Here is an 18409-nt window from a genome sequence, read left to right on the forward strand (position 1 = left end):
GTTGGCTTCATAAAGTTACCCTAGTCACATACTTCAGTATGCTCCTAGGGATAACTTCACTTGCCGCCTAGCTACAATACGAATTATTTAGGATAAGTAGCCAAATTAATTATCATTGATTCAAAATTACTTAGAATAAAGAATGGTGTAGCTTGCTACTGAATAATTTTGCTTTTTATTACACACCCCAGCGAGGGATGTTATGGTCTCCGTAGGAGATACAGACGTTCTTCATTTCCGCGAAGACTTCGAAGCTATACTCGCCACCTTCACGGCCAACACCGGATGCTTTAACACCACCAAATGGCTGACGTAGGTCACGTACGTTTTGGGTATTAACAAACACCATACCGGCTTCGATATTACGAGATAAACGTAAGATTTTGCTCACATCTTGTGTCCAAATATAGGAAGCTAAACCGTATTCGATATCATTTGCCATGCGTAAACCGTCTTCTTCTGACTTAAACGGAATTAAGCAAGCAACTGGACCAAAAATTTCTTCCTGTGCGACACGCATGCTGTTATCAACATCGGCCAGAACAGTTGGGCGTAAGAAGTTACCGTTTCTTAGGTGTGCAGGTAAGTCAGTTGGTTTATCTGGGCCACCAGCTAATAGGGTTGCACCTTCTTCCATACCTAAGCGAATGTAACCAGATACTTTGTTCCAATGTTGTTCGCTGATTAATGCACCGACTTGTGTTTTTGGATCGTTCGGGTCGCCGACGATGAGGCGGTTTGCACGTTCAGCAAAGCGTTTTACAAACTCAGGGTAAATGCTTTCTTGAATGAAGATCCGAGAACCTGCGGTACAACGTTCACCATTTATTGAGAAAATAGTGAACAGTGCGGCATCTAATGCGCGTTCAATGTCTGCATCTTCAAAAATCAGAACCGGGGATTTTCCGCCTAATTCCATTGAGTATTTTTTCAAGCCTGCATTTTGCATGATGGTGCGGCCAGTGGCGGTACCCCCTGTGAAGGAAACCGCGCGTACATCATGGTGTTTAACTAACGCGTCACCGGCAGTACTACCGTAACCTTGAACCACGTTAAGAACACCCGCAGGGATACCTGCTTCAAGTGCCAGTTCCCCAAGGCGGTTAGCGGACAATGGTGATAATTCAGACATTTTCAACACAGCGGTATTACCCAGCGCTAAACAAGGGGCTGTTTTCCATGTTGCCGTCATAAATGGGACGTTCCATGGGGAAATCAGTGCGCAAACACCAACAGGTTGAACTAAGGTATAGTTCATCATTTTGTCGTCAACTGGGTAGGTACGACCATTCATTTGCTGGCAAATTTCGGCAAAGAATTCAAAGTTATGTGAGGCACGAGGGATCAACACATTTTTAGTTTGATGAATAGGTAAACCAGTATCTTGGGTTTCCATTTCCGCAATTTGAGGGACGTTTTCATCAATGAGTTCACCAAGGCGACGCATTAAGCGAGCGCGCTCTTTCATCGGGGTATTGGCCCATTTAGGAAAGGCATTTTTTGCAGCAGCAACGGCTTGGTTGATTTCATCTTGCCCACCAGCCGCGACTTCAGCCAATACTTCGCCAGTTGCTGGGTTGGTGGTTTGAAAATAGTCTTTGCTAGCAACGTTTTTTCCGTTGATCCAATGGTTAATCTTAGTCATTACACTCGTTCCTCATATTCTTTTTCGCTGATAATGGTATTGACTAGTCTGCCAACACCTTCAACTTCAACAATGACTTCGTCGCCCGGTACCACATCAGACAGCCCTTTTGGTGTCCCTGTGGCAATCATGTCCCCCGGTTGCAGTGTCATAAAGTCACTGAGGTAAGCAATTAAAAATGGAATATCGAAAATTAGGTCAGCAGTTGTCCCTTTTTGGCGAAGTTCACCATTAACATAGGTATATAAAGCTAGGTTGTGAGGGTCTTTAACTGCGCTTTTATCGACGATCCAAGGACCAATTGGTGTTAAGGTATCGCGGCTTTTAACACGTAAATTTGGACGATAATAGTTTTCAAGATAGTCGCGGATCGCATAGTCATTACACACGGTGTAACCTGCGACATAATCCATCGCGTCTTCTTTCGATACTTTATGGGCAGCTTTACCAATTACGACCACTAATTCAGACTCATAATGCATATATTCAACATTATCTGGACGGACTGAGACTTGGCGGTGGCCCGTTAAGCTATTTTCAGCTTTAATAAAAATTAGCGGCTCTTCAGGTGGCTTAAACTCTAATTCTGTTGCGTGATCCGCATAATTCAAGCCTAGGGCAAATAAAGTCCCTTGTGCAGGAGGTAACCACACGATATCGGAAGAATCACCAGCAATAACATCCCCGTTTGGTAAGGTTATTTCTTCGTTGTCGCCAACAGTGACGGAATATTCAGTGCCTTTAAACAGAACTTTTGCGCGTTTAGTGATAGTAGACATTATTTTCCTCCTGCTGCCACAACGGTGTTTTTCAGGCTAGGGAAGCCTTCTGCTAGGATGACCACTTCGTCACCCGGTTTGATAGTGACACGTTGTTGTGGCGTGCCTATTAGGATCACGTCCCCTTGTTTTAGGGTGGCAAAGTCGCTTAGTGCTGCCACTAACTCGCTAGCATCGCGGATCAGATCTTTTGTTGACCAACGATCCACTTCCTTACCATTTACTTGAGTGATGATATCGACAGGAGCATTTAGCGAAGTTGTCGCCATTTCACCTATTGGGCAAAAGGTGTCGCGACACTTAGCTTTAATGGCAGGACGATAGAAGGTGTCTTCTGGCAAGCTCACTTCGTTTGCTAGTGCAAACCCTGCAATAAACTGATGTGCATCGGTTTTACTCACTTTACGTGCTTCTTTACCAATGACTAGCGCTAGCGTTGCACCACTTTGAACTTCTTCTCCAATAGGATGGATGATTGGCTCACCTGAGTTAATACGCGTATTACGCGGCTTAATAAACCACACTGGTGTTTTAGGTGGGGTTTTATAAGGGGCTTGCTGGAATGCCTCTAGCCAGTGATTAAGCTGGCTTTGGTGGTTGAGGGCAACGGCAAAAACAGTGCCTTTCATTGACAACTCCTTATGAAAAGAATTTAACTTTCGAGTAATTATTAATATATTAATAAAGTATAATTTTGAAATTAGCAATAGGTTTATGGAAATGTTAATTTTAATTGTGATCGTATTAACATAATCAGATGGCAATGATGCAACCCATTGTTATTGTATGGTTTATTATTTTTGCTATTTTTTATGGTTTACAAATATTTAACTTGTATATTGTTTTTTAAATTATTTACTCATTAATATTTTAGGGTTTTTCTTTGAGATTGTTATTTGACCGTGCTACTCTTGGTAATAAGTAAATTGGTCGTGTAAAAGTCAGTATAGACAGTGTGCGATTGAACAAAATAACGTCCAATACAGCAAAATGGTAGTCACCGTGAAGCACCTAAATTGGATTAAATAACTTTAATTGAGTGGTGAGTTTTAAGCTTATGCATGAATCATTGACAATTGCATTGTTGCAGGCAAGGGAAACCGCAATGGGGTTCTTTCGGCCAATATTGAAGTCGTATAATTTGACTGAACAGCAATGGCGTATCATTCGGGTTTTAGCTGATAAACGTTCAATTGATTTTCATGAATTATCAGTCCAAACCTGTATTCTTCGTCCAAGTTTAACGGGGATCTTAACCCGTATGGAGCGTGAGGGCTTAATTTTCCGCTTAAAACCGTTGAATGACCAACGTAAATTGTATGTCTCTTTGACGCCCGCAGGGCAAGAGCTATATGACAAAGCGCGCCAAGAAGTGGAAGAGGGTTATCAAAAAATAGAGCAGGCCTTTTCTCAGGAAAAAATGCAACGTTTAACCGAGCTATTAGATGAGCTAATTGCATTAGAGAGCCCAGATTATAGTAATATTTCTGCTGATAAGAGAAAGAGCGCCTAAATTTTCGTCATATTTCGAGCTCTAGCTGTGTTGGCTTCTTTCGGCTATTTGGGTCACATACTAATGTATGCTCCCCAAACTATCCTCAATTGCCGCCTTGCTAGAGTTCGAACTATTTAGAAAATTAACTTGTATTCGTTATATTTCGAGCTCTAGCTGTGTTGGCTTCTTTCGGCTATTTGGGTCACATACTGATATATTCTCCCCAAACTATCCTCAATTGCCACCTTGCTAGAGTTCGAACTAGTTAGAAAATTAATTTGTATTCGTTATATTTCGAGCTCTAGCTGTGTTGGCTTCTTTCGGCTATTTGGGTCACATACTGATATATTCTCCCCAAACTATCCTCAATTGCCGCCTTGCTAGAGTTCGAACTAGTTAGAAAATTAACTTGTATTCGTTATATTTCGAGCTTTAGCTGTGTTGGCTTCTTTCGGCTATTTGGGTCACATACTGATATATTCTCCCTAAACTATTCTCAATTGCCACCTTGCTAGAGTTCGAACTAGTTAGAAAATTAATTTGTATTCGTTATATTTTGAGCTCTAGCTGTGTTGGCTTCTTTCGGCTATTTGGGTCACATACTGATATATTCTCCCCAAACTATCCTCAATTGCCGCCTTGCTAGAGTTCGAACTATTTAGAAAATTAACCTGTATTCGTTATATTTCGAGCTCTAGCTGTGTTGGCTTCTTTCGGCTATTTGGGTCACATACTAATGTATGCTCCCCAAACTATCCTCAATTGTCCCCTTCCTGCAATTTGAATTATTTAGATACTTAAATGATTCACTTTCCCTGTAGATTCACTGAAGTCGAACTTCACTGATACTTATTAGATAGGTAGTCAATTCCTCACTGTCATGTTCTTTTTTGCAATTGTGAAATTACCTCGATGGCTCTACTTACTAGTGCCAAACTCATCAGTAAAATCACTATCAATAAAATCAATCGATTGATTGTCAGCATATAACAATAATTTTTACCATTAACTTTAAGACTGCCTTACTCAGTAATATTGGAAATCAGATTAATGCTGAGGGTGCTCGACTTATTGGCGACAATGGGGAGATTCTAGGCCATACAGGAAAACTATTAAGTCACTCTGTTGTTTCGGGTGTAAGTGCTGAAATTGCTGGTGGAGATGCGAAAGGTGCAGTTGTTGGTGCACTAGCAGCAGAGTTGGCTGCAATAACATTAAACAGTAAATTGTTTGAGCCAAAATATATCAATGAGCAAGAAAGACAAATCGCATTACTACAAGATGCTATTAAGGGGAATGATGCCAAAACTCAATTCACTAAAGTATTAGGTGGATTTGCAGGGGCATTAATTACCCATAAGCCAGAAGGGGCTTTTTCTGCCGCTAATTCTGCTGAGCTGGTTTATACGTACAATTATACAGAGCATCAACTACAGCAAATAATTATAGAGAACAATCTGGATATGATGGCAGCAGCTAAAGGAGATAAAGCTGCCGCACAAAGAGTTGCTGCAAGAGAACAAGCAGCTGGAGTAGTGGGTTTAGTTGCCGTCGGCGGGGTTGTCATCATACTCGGAGGTGAAATAGTTGTTGCCGCGACTCCACAAATTGCGGAAGGGTTAAAATTAAGTTTTGCTGGATGTAAAGCTAGCGTCAGTTTCTGCGCGACTAAGCTAGGCTTGGTAGCAGCCGATATAGCAGCACCTGAAGCTGCTATATCGACAACCGCAATTGGAGGAGCGGGCTATAAAGTCGTAGTGAATTCTGAAGAGGCACTTAAATCATTAAAAAATATAATACCAACCACCTCAAAAGAGCTATTGACTTCAGGTAAGCTTAATATCTCGAAATTAATCCCCATCATAGAAAAAGAGCAGTTGCACGCCTCTGCGACTAACAAACTGATCGCAGAGATTAATAGACTCCCGTCTAAGACTCAGGCTGCAAATACAGCCACCATGATAGGTGCGTATGATCCTGTGACGGGGAAGATAGCTATTGGATATAGCGATGGTAAAATTTCAGCTGAAATGCTGAATAAGGACACTGTAATTTATGTTGAGAACCAACTCGGTGTTAAAATAGGTGAATATACAACATTTTGTAAAAATACAGTTGGCTCTTGTGCTGAGGTATCAGCCGCGGACTCGTTGATTCGTCAAGGAGTTAAGCCAGAAAATATCCGATTTACCCAAGCGATCAGGCCAAGAGAGGTTTGGGGAAAAGATACAATTCCGCTAAAAGCAATAAAAGAAACATGTGATAATTGCTTAGTTACATGGCCAACAGGAGTAGATAAATGAGTATGTTAGATATTAATTGGAAACCTAGCTTTGGTTCGGTTTTTACTTGGTTTGCCATAGATAAAAATGGAAAAATCGCAGTCATGATTAATAATGGTTTTGGTGATTTACCTAAATCGTTACTGGCGATTAGTAATGTTACAGAACTATTGAATAATTTAAATGAATTTATGTGGGAAGAATCAGCAACTTTTGTAAACTATCCCCTTGATAAAGGTGGCTTAGCTATTTTAGATTTATATTCATCATGTCTTTATCGACATCTATCTTCGAAAAAAGAAGTTGAAGAGTGTATAGAAAGCGAGTTAATGACTTCGGGGCATTACAGTGATACTAATCTGTCAGTCAATAAAGGCTTTTTTATTTATCAAGCTATAGAAGGCAATAACCCTGGAGATGATTACCCTGTCGGCTATGATGGTGAAACTAAGATGGGAGATTATTTCCGTTATTTGATGCCGACTATTTATGCTTCAGTTGAAGACTTTCCCAAAGAGTTGCGCCATGGAATTGCGGTATCTGATACCATTGATTTCACTGTAGACCAGTTATTCGATAACGACAAAATTAGTGAATATTTTCCTCGTATGTACCATGATTAAAGTTAGGAAAGTATTATAAATAACCGCCATCTTTACGTAAAGATGGCGGTTACTGCGGTATAAACTTTAGTCTCTAATGACTAAGTTCTTTTTTAGGGCTACTTACCCAATAAGTGTAAAAAGTGAATATGTTTTTCATATTGGTCAAGAATATCGTGAATGATTTGTTCTTTAGCCCAACCCATCACATCATAATCTTGCCCACCTTCTTTTAGATGGATTTCAGCACGGTAGTAACGTTGTTCTTCATTTTTCTCTTCATCAATTTCATCCCCCATACCTGCTAAGGCAAAAGAAGGTTGAATATAGTAACGAAGGCGAACTTCATATAAAAAGTTCATATCATTACCTAAATCCACTTCAAACCCGATCCGGTCATCTCTGTCGGTGTGGATATGGCAAACCGTCCCTTGCTTCTCGAGTTCCTCTGATACCATTTCCATTGAAGGTTTCACGGATTCCTCGATAAAACGCTTAACATGTGAACGCTTAGGGAAATAAACGATATTACGTAAGCGACGCTGCCACGGTATAGGATTACGGCTTGCTGTAGGAGCGATCGTTGCGAGCTGTTGGCTATCGCGTTTGTAGGCATCGACACGCAATGCTTTAAACAAACCATAAATAGAGACTAACAAGACCATAGCAAATGGTAATGCACTCGCAATCGTCAGCGTTTGCAAGGCTTGTAAACCACCAGCGAGTAGCATAGTGATAGCAACAATACCCATCAGGGCTGCCCAGAAGATACGCTGCCAAATAGGGGTATTTGAATCACCACCTGAGGCAAGGGTATCAACAACCATTGCACCTGAGTCCGCCGAAGTCACAAAGAACACAATGACCATCAGCATGGCGCAAAATGACAATACAGTAGAAAAAGGAAAGTAAGTTAAAAATTCAAATAAGGCGAGAGAAACATCAGATTGTACGGTTTCCGCTAACTTAGTAGCTCCCTGATTTTTAATTAAATCAATAGCAGTATTACCAAAGAACGTCATCCACATTAAAGTGAAACCGGCAGGAACAAACAGTACTCCAGTAACAAATTCACGGATAGTACGCCCACGAGAAATACGAGCGATAAACATCCCTACAAATGGAGACCATGATAACCACCAACCCCAATACAAGAGAGTCCATCCCCCTAACCAACTACTTGATTTGGGTTCATAAGCGTAAAGATTAAAGGTTTTAGTGACGATCTCTGATAGGTAGCCACCTGTGTTCTCAACAAACGATTTCAACAGTAATACTGTTGGGCCTAAAATAAGAACAAGGAGCAACAATAGGAAGGCTAAACCAAGGTTGAGTTCAGATAAAATACGGATACCTTTATCTAACCCTGAGACCACCGAGATAGTCGCTAAGCCTGTAAAAGCAATAATTAACCCAACTTGCACCATTTCATTAACGGGCAGACCAAATAAGTGGTTCATCCCCGCATTGACTTGTAAAACACCAAAACCGAGCGATGTGGCGACACCAAATACGGTACCAACAACCGCAAAAACATCGACAGCGTGACCAATTGGGCCATAAATACGCTCGCCAATAATAGGATAAAGAGCGGAGCGTAAAGTAAGAGGAAGCCCATGGCGATAGCTAAAAAAGGCTAAAATTAATGCAACTATGGCGTAAATCGCCCAAGCGTGTAACCCCCAATGGAAAAAGGTTAATCGCATGGCATCTTTAGCGGCTTCAACGGTTTGGGGATCACCAATAGGTGGGTTCAGATAATGCATTACTGGTTCAGCAACACCAAAGAACATCAAACCAATACCCATACCAGCGGAAAATAGCATGGCAAACCATGAAACATAGCTAAAATTTGGCTGTGCGTGATCCGGTCCTAATTTTATTTGCCCATAACGAGAGAGTCCCAGATAAGTCACACTCAATAGAACAATCGCAACAGCAAGGATATAGAACCAGCTGGCGTTATTAAATAAATTTTGTTGAAGATGACTTAGATGAGATTCTGCAACTTGGGGCATTAAGGCAGCAAAGCCAACAATGACCAAAATAACAATTGCGGAGCTATAAAATACTGGGGGACTAATTTTGGAGCGAACTTTTTTAGAATCATCATTTATTTGACTCATAACAACCTTCTTTTGTTTTATTTTATTTTTGGCATACCAATAGAGACAAAGTATGCAACCTGCTGTCCTTCTTAATGAAACAATGGATAATTGTGAAAGGTTTCCTAAGGAAACAAAGTAGAAAGAACAATAAATACATCGTGTTAATAGCAGTAAAAACGGCTAAAAGTAGTGATTAATTTTGAGCCTTGAACCCTCTTTAGTGTAAAAAATCAGGCGGACATACTGCCACGATATGGATAAATGATCAACAACAGCGGGAAATAAAATAAGGATGTAATAAAAATATCATGTTAATTATCATATTATTAATAAGTTATAATGTAATATTTACATTCTTTATGGAGAAGTTAATCGAAATAGATAAAACAAGCGGTTTTTTACGTAAAAACGATAAGTTAGCAGTGAGATTAACAGAATTATCGTAGCTGGCTGTCTTTACTTCCACGGCGGTTATAGCCGCTATACGCAGCGTTTTTTTTATCCAATTCATTTTGGCAGCTGATACACAACCTGACCCCTGGTAAGGCTAAACGACGGGCTTCAGGAATGGTTTCGCCGCACTCTTCACAAATCTCAGCACTTTCACCTGAATGTAACTGGCTACGAGCTTTGGTGATTGCGTCATCTAATGTTGCATCAATTTGTTCTTGAACGGCATTTTCATTTGCCCAGCCATTCGCCATAAGAAACCTCGGTTTGTTTAATTATTGACCTAATATTAATATAGAGGCGAGAAAATTAAATTCAAGGTCAATTATTGTTCTAAAGAGCGAGTCATATAGATGTGGTCCATTCCGTCTTCATCGTACATTTCCCCCTCTGTTTGGTACTTTAAAGAGTGATAAAACTCGATGGCAGTATGTTGTGCAGAAAGGCCTATTTTTTTGAAATGATGTTGTTGTGCGTAATGCTCAACAAATTTCATGAGTTCGCGGCCTAGCCCTTTTCCTCTATGCTGTTTTTGTACCGCAACACGGCCCACTTTGACTAACCCGGTCTCTTCAAACAGAATGCAACGTAACACTGCTGCTGGGTGTTGATTAAGGTACAAAACGACATGCAAGGCAGTATCATCATATTCATCAACATCGATGTCAGCAGGGAAGCCTTGTTCGTGGGTAAAGACTTGTTGGCGTAGGTCAAATGCATCTTCCACGAGTTTGGGGATTGCATGTCCAAGGCTATATTTAATTTGCATGAAAAATCCTGATATCGACGTTATAAAAGAAACCCCACTATATAACGAGATAACCATTAAGTAAGGAAGGTTTTAGTACTTTTATTGTTACGAAAAATAAAAGATGGGAAATGCAGGCATTTAAGCCTGCATTTAAGGTTGCAGATAAGGTGAGAGTATAGGCGTTTGATTTATTGATTAATCAAAGCTTATTCCTGTTTTTAGCGTTACTAAAACTTATTTCTCATCTGTTTTAGCATCGTTTTCGGCTTTGAGTGACTCCGTTTTTTCTTTCACATCGGTGGCCATTTCATCCGCTTTATTGATAGCATCTGTTTTGACTTCTTGGCCAAACTCAGCCGTGTTTTGCTTTAATTCCTCGGTCTTATTTTTTACATCTTCAGAGAGTTCATTTGCTTTTTGCTGACCATCTTCTTTTAGCTGTTGTGCTTTTTCTTCAGCTTGCTTAACCGTATCATTCCCTTTGGATGCGTCATCACAGCCTGCTATGGCCGTCATAATGCCAGCAAAAAATAGTGAGGCGATAACTTTCGTATTCATAAACATATCCTTAGTATTAAAGGGGTGATTGAAATCATGCAAATGCATTAATCATAATGCTCATATTTAAATATAGTTGAAAGTAAAATTGTTATAAAACAAATTAATGATTTTTTGAAAGGTTAATATAAATTAGGGTAGATAAAGAGACTTGATGGCCGACTTGGTTGAAAGGCAAATAAAATATTTTAATGGTTAAGTCGGTCATGTAGACATATAAGTAAGCAAACCAGCTAAAATGATGAATAGCTGTCGGTTTACAAACGATAAAAATATATTTTTAATTGAGATAATAGAGGGATAGCAATATGACGTACTATTATTCGTTTATCATTTTGAAGTTTATTATTGGTTTCGCTATTGTTATCACACATATGAATTTATCAGGAAAGACTCAGCTTTCCCAGATGACACCAATTGATTTTATTGGCAATTTTGTGCTTGGGGGAATAATTGGTGGGGTCATTTACAGTGATACTATCCCTCTTTATCAGTATATTACTATTTTAATAATTGGTGTTTTATTTATTAGCTCTTTGAATTTTCTAACAAAAAAGTTTAATTTTTTTCGTAATGTTGCAATTGGTAATCCCATACCAATCATCAAAAAAGGGCAGTTCATTATGGAAAATATCTTAAAAAAAGGAAATAAAATCGACATTATTAATATTTCTTCACGGATACACGCCCAAGGTATTCACTCATTTCAAGAAATTTATTATGCACAAATAGAGCCTGATGGGCAGCTAACGGTTATTTGTGATGAAAAAAATATGCCTTCGGTGATCTTGATGAAAGATGGCATCGTTAGAAATAGCGAGTTAGATTCTATTGAAAGGGATGAAGAATGGCTAATGCAGCAAATTGAATTACAAGGAATTGCTTCTGTCGATGATATTTTCTTAGCTGAATTTTGGCGCGGAGAAGTTAGTTTTATTTTACGAGATGGTAAGATAAACCGTAAAAATAGCCATGAATTAAAAATTATTGCATAAAGCAAGTAAGTAGATGAAGCAAACCTCATCTACTTACCCTCATATTATTTCTTCAAATCATCATAAAGCATCAGTGATGATTTATTTTCAGGGTCGCCTATATAACGGGGTTGCGGTTTAAACTCATTGTTAAATAAGCTTTTTTGAGATTCAAACCCAGTATAATTTAACCCAGCTAAGTCAGACCATGCATAGATAAAATCCATAGTACTAAATGGGCGAGTTGTTTTATCATTTAAATCAAATTGATGGGTATTCAACCACTCAGGGGACTGCCAAACAAGGAAAGGAACATTGTAAATGACTTTACTTGGTTTGCCTTCACTACGCCCTAGCATTTTGTGTGGCGGTGTATCGTAGACATCTTCACCGTGGTCGGAGAAAAAGACTAAAAAGCCATTTTCTTTTGAAGAATCAAAGTCTTTAATTAATGTTGAAACAACATAATCATTATAATGTTGTGCATTATCATAAGCGTTATAATCGTTTACTTCATCTTCATTAAGGTTTTTGGGGACAACATCGTCTTTCCCTTTAAATATGGCTTTTTCTTCCGGATAGCGGAATTCATAGCGCATATGCGTCCCTAATAGGTGTACAACAATGAATTTTTTCTCAGCAGGGTCAGCGAGCGCTTCTTTAAACGGAGCAAAGACCACGTCATCGTATATACGCGAGCTTTGTGCCATATCATTATTGAGGTAATACTGTTTATCCGTTTGGCGAGAGAACGCTGTAAGTAACGTATTACGCTCGGTCATCGTTTGCTGATTGGTGATCCAGAACGTTTTAAAACCTGCTTGTTTCATCATGTTCATAATGGAGGGGCGGGAATTAAATAGCTCCGGTTCTGTTTGAGTTGCAAAGGTGAGAATTTGTTGTAATGCTTCAATGGTGTAAGGACGCGATGTCACGACATCATTAAATACTGACAAATTTGTTGGGTAATCCCTAGCGAGCTCATCTAATTCAGGCGTTGTTGGGCGTGTGTAGCCGTATAAACTCATTCTATCACGGCTGGTGGATTCACCGATAACCAACACAAATGTCCGAGGAGTGTTACCATTCGCATCGACGAAGTTTTCTAATGGTGGGATCTTGCTATTATCGCGAATGAGCTCTTCCATATTCGCAAGTTGGTTCTTATATAATAAGTAACCACTCACAAACTGCCATGGAGCTGCGTATGCCAGTTTACTATTCACATAAGAGGCGACATTGGCTATTGGGCGGTCTTGCTTAATTCCTTTATTATAATAAGGGATACCAAACAGAATAATTAAAATCAGTAATGAGATACCGATTCGCCCTGATTTTGGAAGTGTAACTGGTTTTAGGCGTGTCCAAAGAAAAATAGCAACGACAGTATAAGCCAGTATTACACCAACCACTTTGAAACTAAAATATTGTTTAAGAAACTCCCCAGCTTCATTGGTGTTGGTTTCAAACATCACAAACATAACACTTTGTGATATTTGGTGCCCATAAACAACAAAATAGGCGAGAGCAACCACAGAAGATAGCCACAGGACGATACCTATCAGCCCTGCAACCAGCTTAATTTTTTTTGGAAAAAGTAAGGCGGGGATTAGCCAAAGGGAGCTGTAAAGTAATGAGTCCCTTAAGCCGATAGAGTTGCTTTGCCCAGTAACAAGCACATATAGCTGTAATAATGACGAAAAATACCAAAAGTAGATTAATAGCCAGAACAAAGAGATCCAGCTAAACCTTGCAGAGCGTGTAGTGTTAACCATAGTTTTGTAAACTCTTGTTTTCTATTATCGTTAAGTCACATTGAAAAATAATTGGGAAATCGGTGTTTAGATAAAAAGGTGTAAATTAAGTTCAAAAATATGTTATCTATCAATAAGGATTTCTTAATTTTTCTTTGTTTTTTTCATGTTAGCAAATAGCCAAATAAGGTGACATTCAATTATAGACGATGTTTTATAGGTTATTATAGAAATACTATGATGACGTATAATTATGTGTTATCGCATTTAGCGAATTGATATTATCCTTTGATATATTTATGGTATATCAAAAATTTGCAAATTTTATCAATAAAGGGTGAGAGCAACTCATGTTAGACAACTCATTTGTGGCTTTTCTGAAATCATCCTTATCAATCAGGGTATTACTTTCTTTACTGATTATTATTGATGGTGCAATGATTTTAAAACCTGTTTTAAGCGCTTATACAGACTACATTGATTGGCGTGAATCAGGGCTAACACAGTGGTTAAAATCATTAGGCTTTATGAAATTACTGGATATCCCGCGTTTCCTATTGGGGATTTCATTGATTTTCCTTTCGTTATTTATGGTCAATGGTGCGCGGATCGCCTGGGTGTTTTCGTTGTTTTTACTCGGGATCATTTCATTTGTTGATCTAAAATTAGTGCAAGAAAATATTCACCAAGGCTATTTCTCCCTCGCTTTGTTAGTGGCACTTTGCGTATTTTGGAAGCTATATCATCACCATAGCTTAACCAGTGCAGGGTTCGTGGCCATTACCTGTATTATTGCATTATTGCTCTATTCAATTTTTGGTACTTTGTATATTGGTGATGAATTTTTACCTGTCGTTAAAGATGGCACGACCGCTTTTTATTTTGCTTTGGTTTGTATGACAACAGTCGGTTTCGGCGACATTGTCCCAGTCACCGTGGATGCACGGATATTTACAGTGACAGTCATTCTTTTAGGGATCACGATTTTTACCACTTCAGTGGTTTATATCGTTGGGGTATTAGCGAAAGGCACAAAAGAAATTGTGCGTAAGAGGTTTTCTTATATGAAAAATCATTATGTGGTGATTGGCAGTACCCCAATGGCTGTGAATGTTTACCAAAGCCTGAAAAAACGTGAATTACCTGTTGCAGTTATTTGCCAAGAAAACCATCGAAGTCACTATCCAGAAAAAGATAACATTGTAACTGGGGACCCAACGAGTAGTGAATTACTCGCTGCAGCCAATGTAAAGCATGCTAAGTGTGTGCTGATTATGACAGACAGTGATTCACTCAGTACATTTGCTTTATTGGGCGTGAAAGAGTTAGCAGGGAGTGATAACCCAGTTAAAACTGTGGTTTTGATCAACCAAGAAAACAATATGGATAAAGTTCGTTTATTGAAGCCGGATATGCTGTTTTCATTATCGACTCTAGGCTCTGAAGTTTTGATGCAAGTGCTTTGCGGTGACGCAATATCCAATGACTCGATTAGTGATATGCTGTTGAATAAAGTTGCAAAAAGCTAACCTCTAAATCAAAACAGGAATTCTGCTTCATGCTAAGTGCTCAACAGGTGAGTTGCCATCGGCAAAATAGAGTGTTATTTCACCAGCTAGATTTTACGGTGCAGCCCAGTGAAATTTTACAGGTCGAAGGGCCAAATGGGGCGGGGAAAACCACCCTTTTACGCATGGTGGCTGGGCTATTAAAACCTGATGAGGGGGCTATTTGTTGGAATAATCAGCCGATTGATAAACTTAAAGAGGAGTTTACCCGTCACCTACTTTATTTAGGGCATAAACCGGCAGTTAAATCCTTATTGACCCCTTACGAAAACCTAAAGTTTTATCATCAAATGCATCATAAAGGGGATGCTGGAGAGCAGATTTGGTCTGCTTTAGAGGAAGTTTCTTTAATTGGTTATGAAGATATCCCTGTTAGCCAACTGTCAGCAGGGCAACAGCGCCGAGTGAACTTAGCTAGGTTATGGCTAAGTGATGCACTATTATGGGTATTAGATGAGCCGTTTACTGCGATTGATGTAGCTGGTGTGGAACGCTTAACAGAGCGTTTTCATCAACATGCAAAACAGGGGGGCATCATTTTATTTACCTCTCATCAAGCCATGTCGGGGCAATTTGGGTCACTAAAACTGACTGGTGGGGTTGAATCATGTTTTGGTTATTAATTAATAGAGAACTCAAAATTGCATTTCGTGGTTTTTCTGAACTGATGAACCCGTTGTGGTTTTTCTTAATTGTTATCACATTATTTCCGCTAAGTATCGGGCCTGAGCCCCAGTTATTAGCGCGTATCTCCGTAGGGGTGTTTTGGGTGGCTGCAATTTTATCGTCACTCTTATCATTAGAACGCTTATTCAAAGACGACTATCTTGATGGTTCCCTTGAACAGTTGTTACTCGCACCACACCCCTTATTTATTAGCGTATTCGCTAAAGTTATCGCCCATTGGTTAGTGACTGGTCTGCCGTTGATCCTGTTATCTCCCATTGCCGCATTAATGCTGTCTTTCAGTGCTGATACACTTTTAGTGCTTGTGGGGACGTTACTATTAGGGACACCAGTGCTGAGTTTTATTGGGGCGATTGGGGCCGCATTAACGGTTTCATTGAAGAAGGGCGGTGTTTTAGTGAGCCTGCTAGTTCTTCCTTTATATATCCCAGTACTTATTTATGCGACAGGGACGATGGAAGCCCATAGTTTTAAAATGCCATTAGATGGCTATTTTGCTATTTTAGCGGCTTTATTCGCTGCGAGTATCACTTTTTCCCCTTTAGCGATTGCTGCGGCATTAAAAATCAATATCAGTAATAGCTAACTGGTTTATCTCATCTATATTCATCAAAAAGCCCTCTGAAACCTTCGTCTTTTTAGTTCGAGGGGAGAAAAGAGGGTTTTAAAAACTCGAATAAGTTTTTTCCTCCTTCCTGATAAAAAAGTGTAACAAACTATTTTAAATGTAATTAATTAGATTCTCTTTACCCTCTAATTGAGTGTACCTTGCAACTATTTGATTCTAATTTACTTAAATTTTCATTCTAAGTGCATTTACTTGGGGTTAACTAAGCCGAAAATTTATATTGAGTACAACTATCATGGATATTGTATTTGCTATCCATTTGATAAATTTATCTTTGTAAGAAAATTCTGTATTTACATTTTAATTAAATAATTAACATTAAATAATAAACATTAGGATTGTCATTTAAACAAAAAAATGTAAAGTTACGTATATTGACTTAACTTAAATGTAAATAATTAAAAAAAGCTAATGATTAATGTACGTACCTTACTACTCGGAACTCTTTTTTCTACCTTTTGTTTTCCTGTTTTAGCAAAAGAACAGTTATTGAAGCCGGATAACACCGATAACTTATTCAATCGCCAAACGCATCAACAACAAACTTTACAACAACAGTTTGATGCGAAATCCCCTGATGTAAATTTATCCGCGGCTATAGCAAAAACACGGTTAAAATTTCCGCAAGAGAATCCCTGTTTCTTAATTGAACGAGTTGCTGTCAGTGGGCAAGAGGCATTTCCCCATTGGGTGCCTATTGAAAGGCTAGCGAATCAGGCAGTGGGTCACTGTATTGGTATTGATGGCATTAATTTATTAGTGACAGATGTCCAAAATAGATTAATTAGCCATGGCTGGATCACCAGTCGCGTATTGGTTCCCGAACAAGATTTATCGACTGGCGTTCTCCAGTTGGTTGTGATGCCCGGAAAAGTGCAAAAAGTCATATTTACGGATGACTCATCACAATACAGTACGCTGTATACCGCGATGCCAGCGCATTCAGGTAATTTATTAGATTTGCGTGATATCGAGCAAGGTTTAGAAAATCTACAACGTTTACCTACTGTGCAAGCCTCAATGGAAATGGTGCCGGGGGATGGCCCAGGGGAAACCCAAATCGTAATTAATCGGCAGCAGTCACGCTATTGGCATGCAGGTGCGTGGGTGGACAATACAGGCTCAAAAAGTACCGGTAAAAACCAAGCAGGGGTGATGTTGGCACTGGATAACCCGACTTCGCTTAGTGACCTTTTCTACATTACGGCAACGCGGGATTTAAGTTTTCCAGCGATAAAGATACTGCCAACTACAGCGCTCATTATTCGGTACCCTTTGGGTATTGGCAATTTGCCACTACCGCAAGTGATTATGAATACACCCAAACCATCGCTGGTGCAAACAGTGATATTGAATATCGCGGTAAAAGCAAAAGCCTGAACCTGCAACTGAGTAATGTGCTGTACCGTGATGCGACGGCTAAAACGACCGCCACCTATGATGTGAATTTGCGTGAAACCCGTAACTTTGTACAAAACACCGAAATTGAAAACCAAAAGCGCCGCACTACCGCATGGAAATTGGGCTTAAATCACCGCCAATATGTGGGGCAATCAACTATTAATTTAGGGGCGAGTTATCAACACGGTACGCGTTGGTTTGGTGCGATGCCTGCTTTTGAAGAGTTTCGCAGTAAAGACTCCCAAGATTATGCGACGGCACTGGCCATTATTATGCAGTTTTCAGCCTCAGCGAGCGTGCCTTTCAGCGTAGCTGACCAAACCTTGCGTTTTGATACGCAATATTTACGCCAACGGAGTGACCGGCCGCTGACCCCCCAAGACCAGTTCAGTATTGGTAACCGTTGGACAGTCCGTGGGTTTGATGGCGAACGTACTCTCAGTGCGGATGAAGGCTGGACGCTACGTAACACATTATCATGGGCATTACCTGTCCCCGCTCAAGAGCTATATGTGGGCGTCGATTATGGCAAAATTAGCGGGCGTGGAACTGACATTAATTTAGGTACACACCTTGCAGGCGGCGCGATTGGCCTACGTGGTGCAATCAACCCTGCCAACTTAAGCTATGACCTTTCAATTGGCACCCCATTCTCTAAACCCGATGGTTTTAAAACAGACCCTGCTACATTTGCGTTTTCGGTTAACTGGAATTATTAAGGACTCTC

Annotated in this window: 15 protein-coding genes and 2 pseudogenes; 9 read left to right on the forward strand and 8 right to left on the reverse strand. The window is 39.7% G+C overall.

Translation table 11 applies throughout. The features are described 5' to 3' along the window. Nucleotides 1-178 precede the first annotated feature (178 nt). Genes hpaE through ACHB7C_RS12705 form a run of 3 tightly spaced genes read right to left on the reverse strand, consistent with a single transcriptional unit; the run spans nucleotide 179 to nucleotide 3053 of the window. Nucleotides 179-1645, reverse strand: a complete 1467-nt coding sequence (hpaE, locus tag ACHB7C_RS12695; protein WP_210855501.1) for a 5-carboxymethyl-2-hydroxymuconate semialdehyde dehydrogenase — start codon at nucleotides 1643-1645, stop codon at nucleotides 179-181. Next, nucleotides 1645-2424, reverse strand: coding sequence for a fumarylacetoacetate hydrolase family protein (locus ACHB7C_RS12700; RefSeq protein WP_042846848.1), 780 nt, complete (start codon nucleotides 2422-2424; stop codon nucleotides 1645-1647). The genes hpaE and ACHB7C_RS12700 overlap by 1 nt, the downstream gene beginning before the upstream one ends. Then, a complete protein-coding gene (locus ACHB7C_RS12705; RefSeq protein ID WP_042846847.1) occupies nucleotides 2424-3053 on the reverse strand; it encodes a fumarylacetoacetate hydrolase family protein in 630 nt (209 codons plus the stop codon). The genes ACHB7C_RS12700 and ACHB7C_RS12705 overlap by 1 nt, the downstream gene beginning before the upstream one ends. Before the next feature lie 428 nt (nucleotides 3054-3481). Here ACHB7C_RS12705 and hpaR point away from each other — a divergent pair, with 428 nt between their 5' ends. The 4 genes and pseudogenes from hpaR (at nucleotide 3482) to ACHB7C_RS12725 (ending at nucleotide 6824) form a co-directional block, all read left to right on the forward strand. Then, on the forward strand, nucleotides 3482-3937 hold the full coding sequence (hpaR, locus tag ACHB7C_RS12710; RefSeq protein WP_042846846.1) for a homoprotocatechuate degradation operon regulator HpaR: 456 nt from the start codon (nucleotides 3482-3484) through the stop codon (nucleotides 3935-3937). A gap of 986 nt (nucleotides 3938-4923) precedes the next feature. Then, nucleotides 4924-5094, forward strand: a pseudogene (locus ACHB7C_RS12715) (DUF637 domain-containing protein); the annotation flags it as partial. Nucleotides 5095-5118: 24 nt separating this feature from the next. Beyond that, a complete protein-coding gene (locus ACHB7C_RS12720) occupies nucleotides 5119-6222 on the forward strand; it encodes a hypothetical protein (RefSeq protein ID WP_395347496.1) in 1104 nt (367 codons plus the stop codon). Then, nucleotides 6219-6824: a hypothetical protein gene (locus ACHB7C_RS12725; RefSeq protein ID WP_272679005.1), complete on the forward strand. Its 606-nt coding sequence runs from the start codon at nucleotides 6219-6221 to the stop codon at nucleotides 6822-6824. Before ACHB7C_RS12720 ends, ACHB7C_RS12725 begins: the two co-directional genes overlap by 4 nt. A 98-nt stretch (nucleotides 6825-6922) precedes the next feature. On the opposite strand, the gene ACHB7C_RS12730 is transcribed toward ACHB7C_RS12725, so the two are convergent. From ACHB7C_RS12730 to ACHB7C_RS12745, 4 genes are all read right to left on the reverse strand, one after another. Further along, nucleotides 6923-8929, reverse strand: coding sequence for a choline BCCT transporter BetT (locus ACHB7C_RS12730; RefSeq protein ID WP_042846844.1), 2007 nt, complete (start codon nucleotides 8927-8929; stop codon nucleotides 6923-6925). 419 nt (nucleotides 8930-9348) lie between these two features. Next, on the reverse strand, nucleotides 9349-9615 hold the full coding sequence (locus ACHB7C_RS12735; RefSeq protein ID WP_042846843.1) for a DksA/TraR family C4-type zinc finger protein: 267 nt from the start codon (nucleotides 9613-9615) through the stop codon (nucleotides 9349-9351). 71 nt (nucleotides 9616-9686) lie between these two features. Then, nucleotides 9687-10130, reverse strand: coding sequence for a GNAT family N-acetyltransferase (locus tag ACHB7C_RS12740; protein ID WP_042846842.1), 444 nt, complete (start codon nucleotides 10128-10130; stop codon nucleotides 9687-9689). A gap of 216 nt (nucleotides 10131-10346) precedes the next feature. Further along, on the reverse strand, nucleotides 10347-10670 hold the full coding sequence (locus ACHB7C_RS12745) for a hypothetical protein (protein ID WP_042846841.1): 324 nt from the start codon (nucleotides 10668-10670) through the stop codon (nucleotides 10347-10349). A gap of 308 nt (nucleotides 10671-10978) precedes the next feature. Between ACHB7C_RS12745 and ACHB7C_RS12750 the strand changes: the two genes are divergently transcribed. After that, a complete protein-coding gene (locus ACHB7C_RS12750) occupies nucleotides 10979-11665 on the forward strand; it encodes a DUF421 domain-containing protein (protein WP_042846840.1) in 687 nt (228 codons plus the stop codon). Between the two features lie 44 nt (nucleotides 11666-11709). On the opposite strand, the gene cptA is transcribed toward ACHB7C_RS12750, so the two are convergent. Continuing rightward, the gene (gene cptA / locus ACHB7C_RS12755) at nucleotides 11710-13419 is read right to left on the reverse strand and encodes a phosphoethanolamine transferase CptA (protein ID WP_042846839.1); all 1710 of its coding nucleotides are present in this window, start codon (nucleotides 13417-13419) and stop codon (nucleotides 11710-11712) included. Nucleotides 13420-13748: 329 nt separating this feature from the next. On the opposite strand from cptA, the gene ACHB7C_RS12760 reads away from it, so the two are divergent. The 4 genes and pseudogenes from ACHB7C_RS12760 to ACHB7C_RS12775 all read left to right on the forward strand — a co-directional run bounded on the left by ACHB7C_RS12760 (nucleotide 13749) and on the right by ACHB7C_RS12775 (nucleotide 18401). After that, complete coding sequence (locus ACHB7C_RS12760) at nucleotides 13749-14927, forward strand: ion channel (protein ID WP_042846838.1); 1179 nt, start codon at nucleotides 13749-13751, stop codon at nucleotides 14925-14927. Nucleotides 14928-14956: 29 nt separating this feature from the next. Next, nucleotides 14957-15589: a cytochrome c biogenesis heme-transporting ATPase CcmA gene (ccmA, locus tag ACHB7C_RS12765; RefSeq protein WP_395347501.1), complete on the forward strand. Its 633-nt coding sequence runs from the start codon at nucleotides 14957-14959 to the stop codon at nucleotides 15587-15589. After that, complete coding sequence (gene ccmB / locus ACHB7C_RS12770) at nucleotides 15574-16239, forward strand: heme exporter protein CcmB (protein ID WP_042846836.1); 666 nt, start codon at nucleotides 15574-15576, stop codon at nucleotides 16237-16239. Before ccmA ends, ccmB begins: the two co-directional genes overlap by 16 nt. Nucleotides 16240-16692: 453 nt before the next feature. Continuing rightward, nucleotides 16693-18401 (forward strand): annotated as a pseudogene (locus ACHB7C_RS12775) (ShlB/FhaC/HecB family hemolysin secretion/activation protein). The last annotated feature ends 8 nt before the right edge of the window (nucleotides 18402-18409 follow it).

It is taken from the genome of Providencia sp. 2024EL-00732, assembly GCF_044006275.1.
Taxonomy (GTDB): Bacteria; Pseudomonadota; Gammaproteobacteria; order Enterobacterales; family Enterobacteriaceae; genus Providencia; species Providencia huashanensis.

Bases quoted from the DNA above. Each gene is read 5' to 3' on its own strand.
- hpaE (WP_210855501.1), bottom strand. From the start codon at position 1,645: ATGACTAAGATTAACCATTGGATCAACGGAAAAAACGTTGCTAGCAAA.
- ACHB7C_RS12700 (WP_042846848.1), bottom strand. From the start codon at position 2,424: ATGTCTACTATCACTAAACGCGCAAAAGTTCTGTTTAAAGGCACTGAA.
- ACHB7C_RS12705 (WP_042846847.1), bottom strand. From the start codon at position 3,053: ATGAAAGGCACTGTTTTTGCCGTTGCCCTCAACCACCAAAGCCAGCTT.
- hpaR (WP_042846846.1), top strand. From the start codon at position 3,482: ATGCATGAATCATTGACAATTGCATTGTTGCAGGCAAGGGAAACCGCA.
- ACHB7C_RS12725 (WP_272679005.1), top strand. From the start codon at position 6,219: ATGAGTATGTTAGATATTAATTGGAAACCTAGCTTTGGTTCGGTTTTT.
- ACHB7C_RS12730 (WP_042846844.1), bottom strand. From the start codon at position 8,929: ATGAGTCAAATAAATGATGATTCTAAAAAAGTTCGCTCCAAAATTAGT.
- ACHB7C_RS12735 (WP_042846843.1), bottom strand. From the start codon at position 9,615: ATGGCGAATGGCTGGGCAAATGAAAATGCCGTTCAAGAACAAATTGAT.
- ACHB7C_RS12740 (WP_042846842.1), bottom strand. From the start codon at position 10,130: ATGCAAATTAAATATAGCCTTGGACATGCAATCCCCAAACTCGTGGAA.
- ACHB7C_RS12745 (WP_042846841.1), bottom strand. From the start codon at position 10,670: ATGAATACGAAAGTTATCGCCTCACTATTTTTTGCTGGCATTATGACG.
- ACHB7C_RS12750 (WP_042846840.1), top strand. From the start codon at position 10,979: ATGACGTACTATTATTCGTTTATCATTTTGAAGTTTATTATTGGTTTC.
- cptA (WP_042846839.1), bottom strand. From the start codon at position 13,419: ATGGTTAACACTACACGCTCTGCAAGGTTTAGCTGGATCTCTTTGTTC.
- ACHB7C_RS12760 (WP_042846838.1), top strand. From the start codon at position 13,749: ATGTTAGACAACTCATTTGTGGCTTTTCTGAAATCATCCTTATCAATC.
- ccmA (WP_395347501.1), top strand. From the start codon at position 14,957: ATGCTAAGTGCTCAACAGGTGAGTTGCCATCGGCAAAATAGAGTGTTA.
- ccmB (WP_042846836.1), top strand. From the start codon at position 15,574: ATGTTTTGGTTATTAATTAATAGAGAACTCAAAATTGCATTTCGTGGT.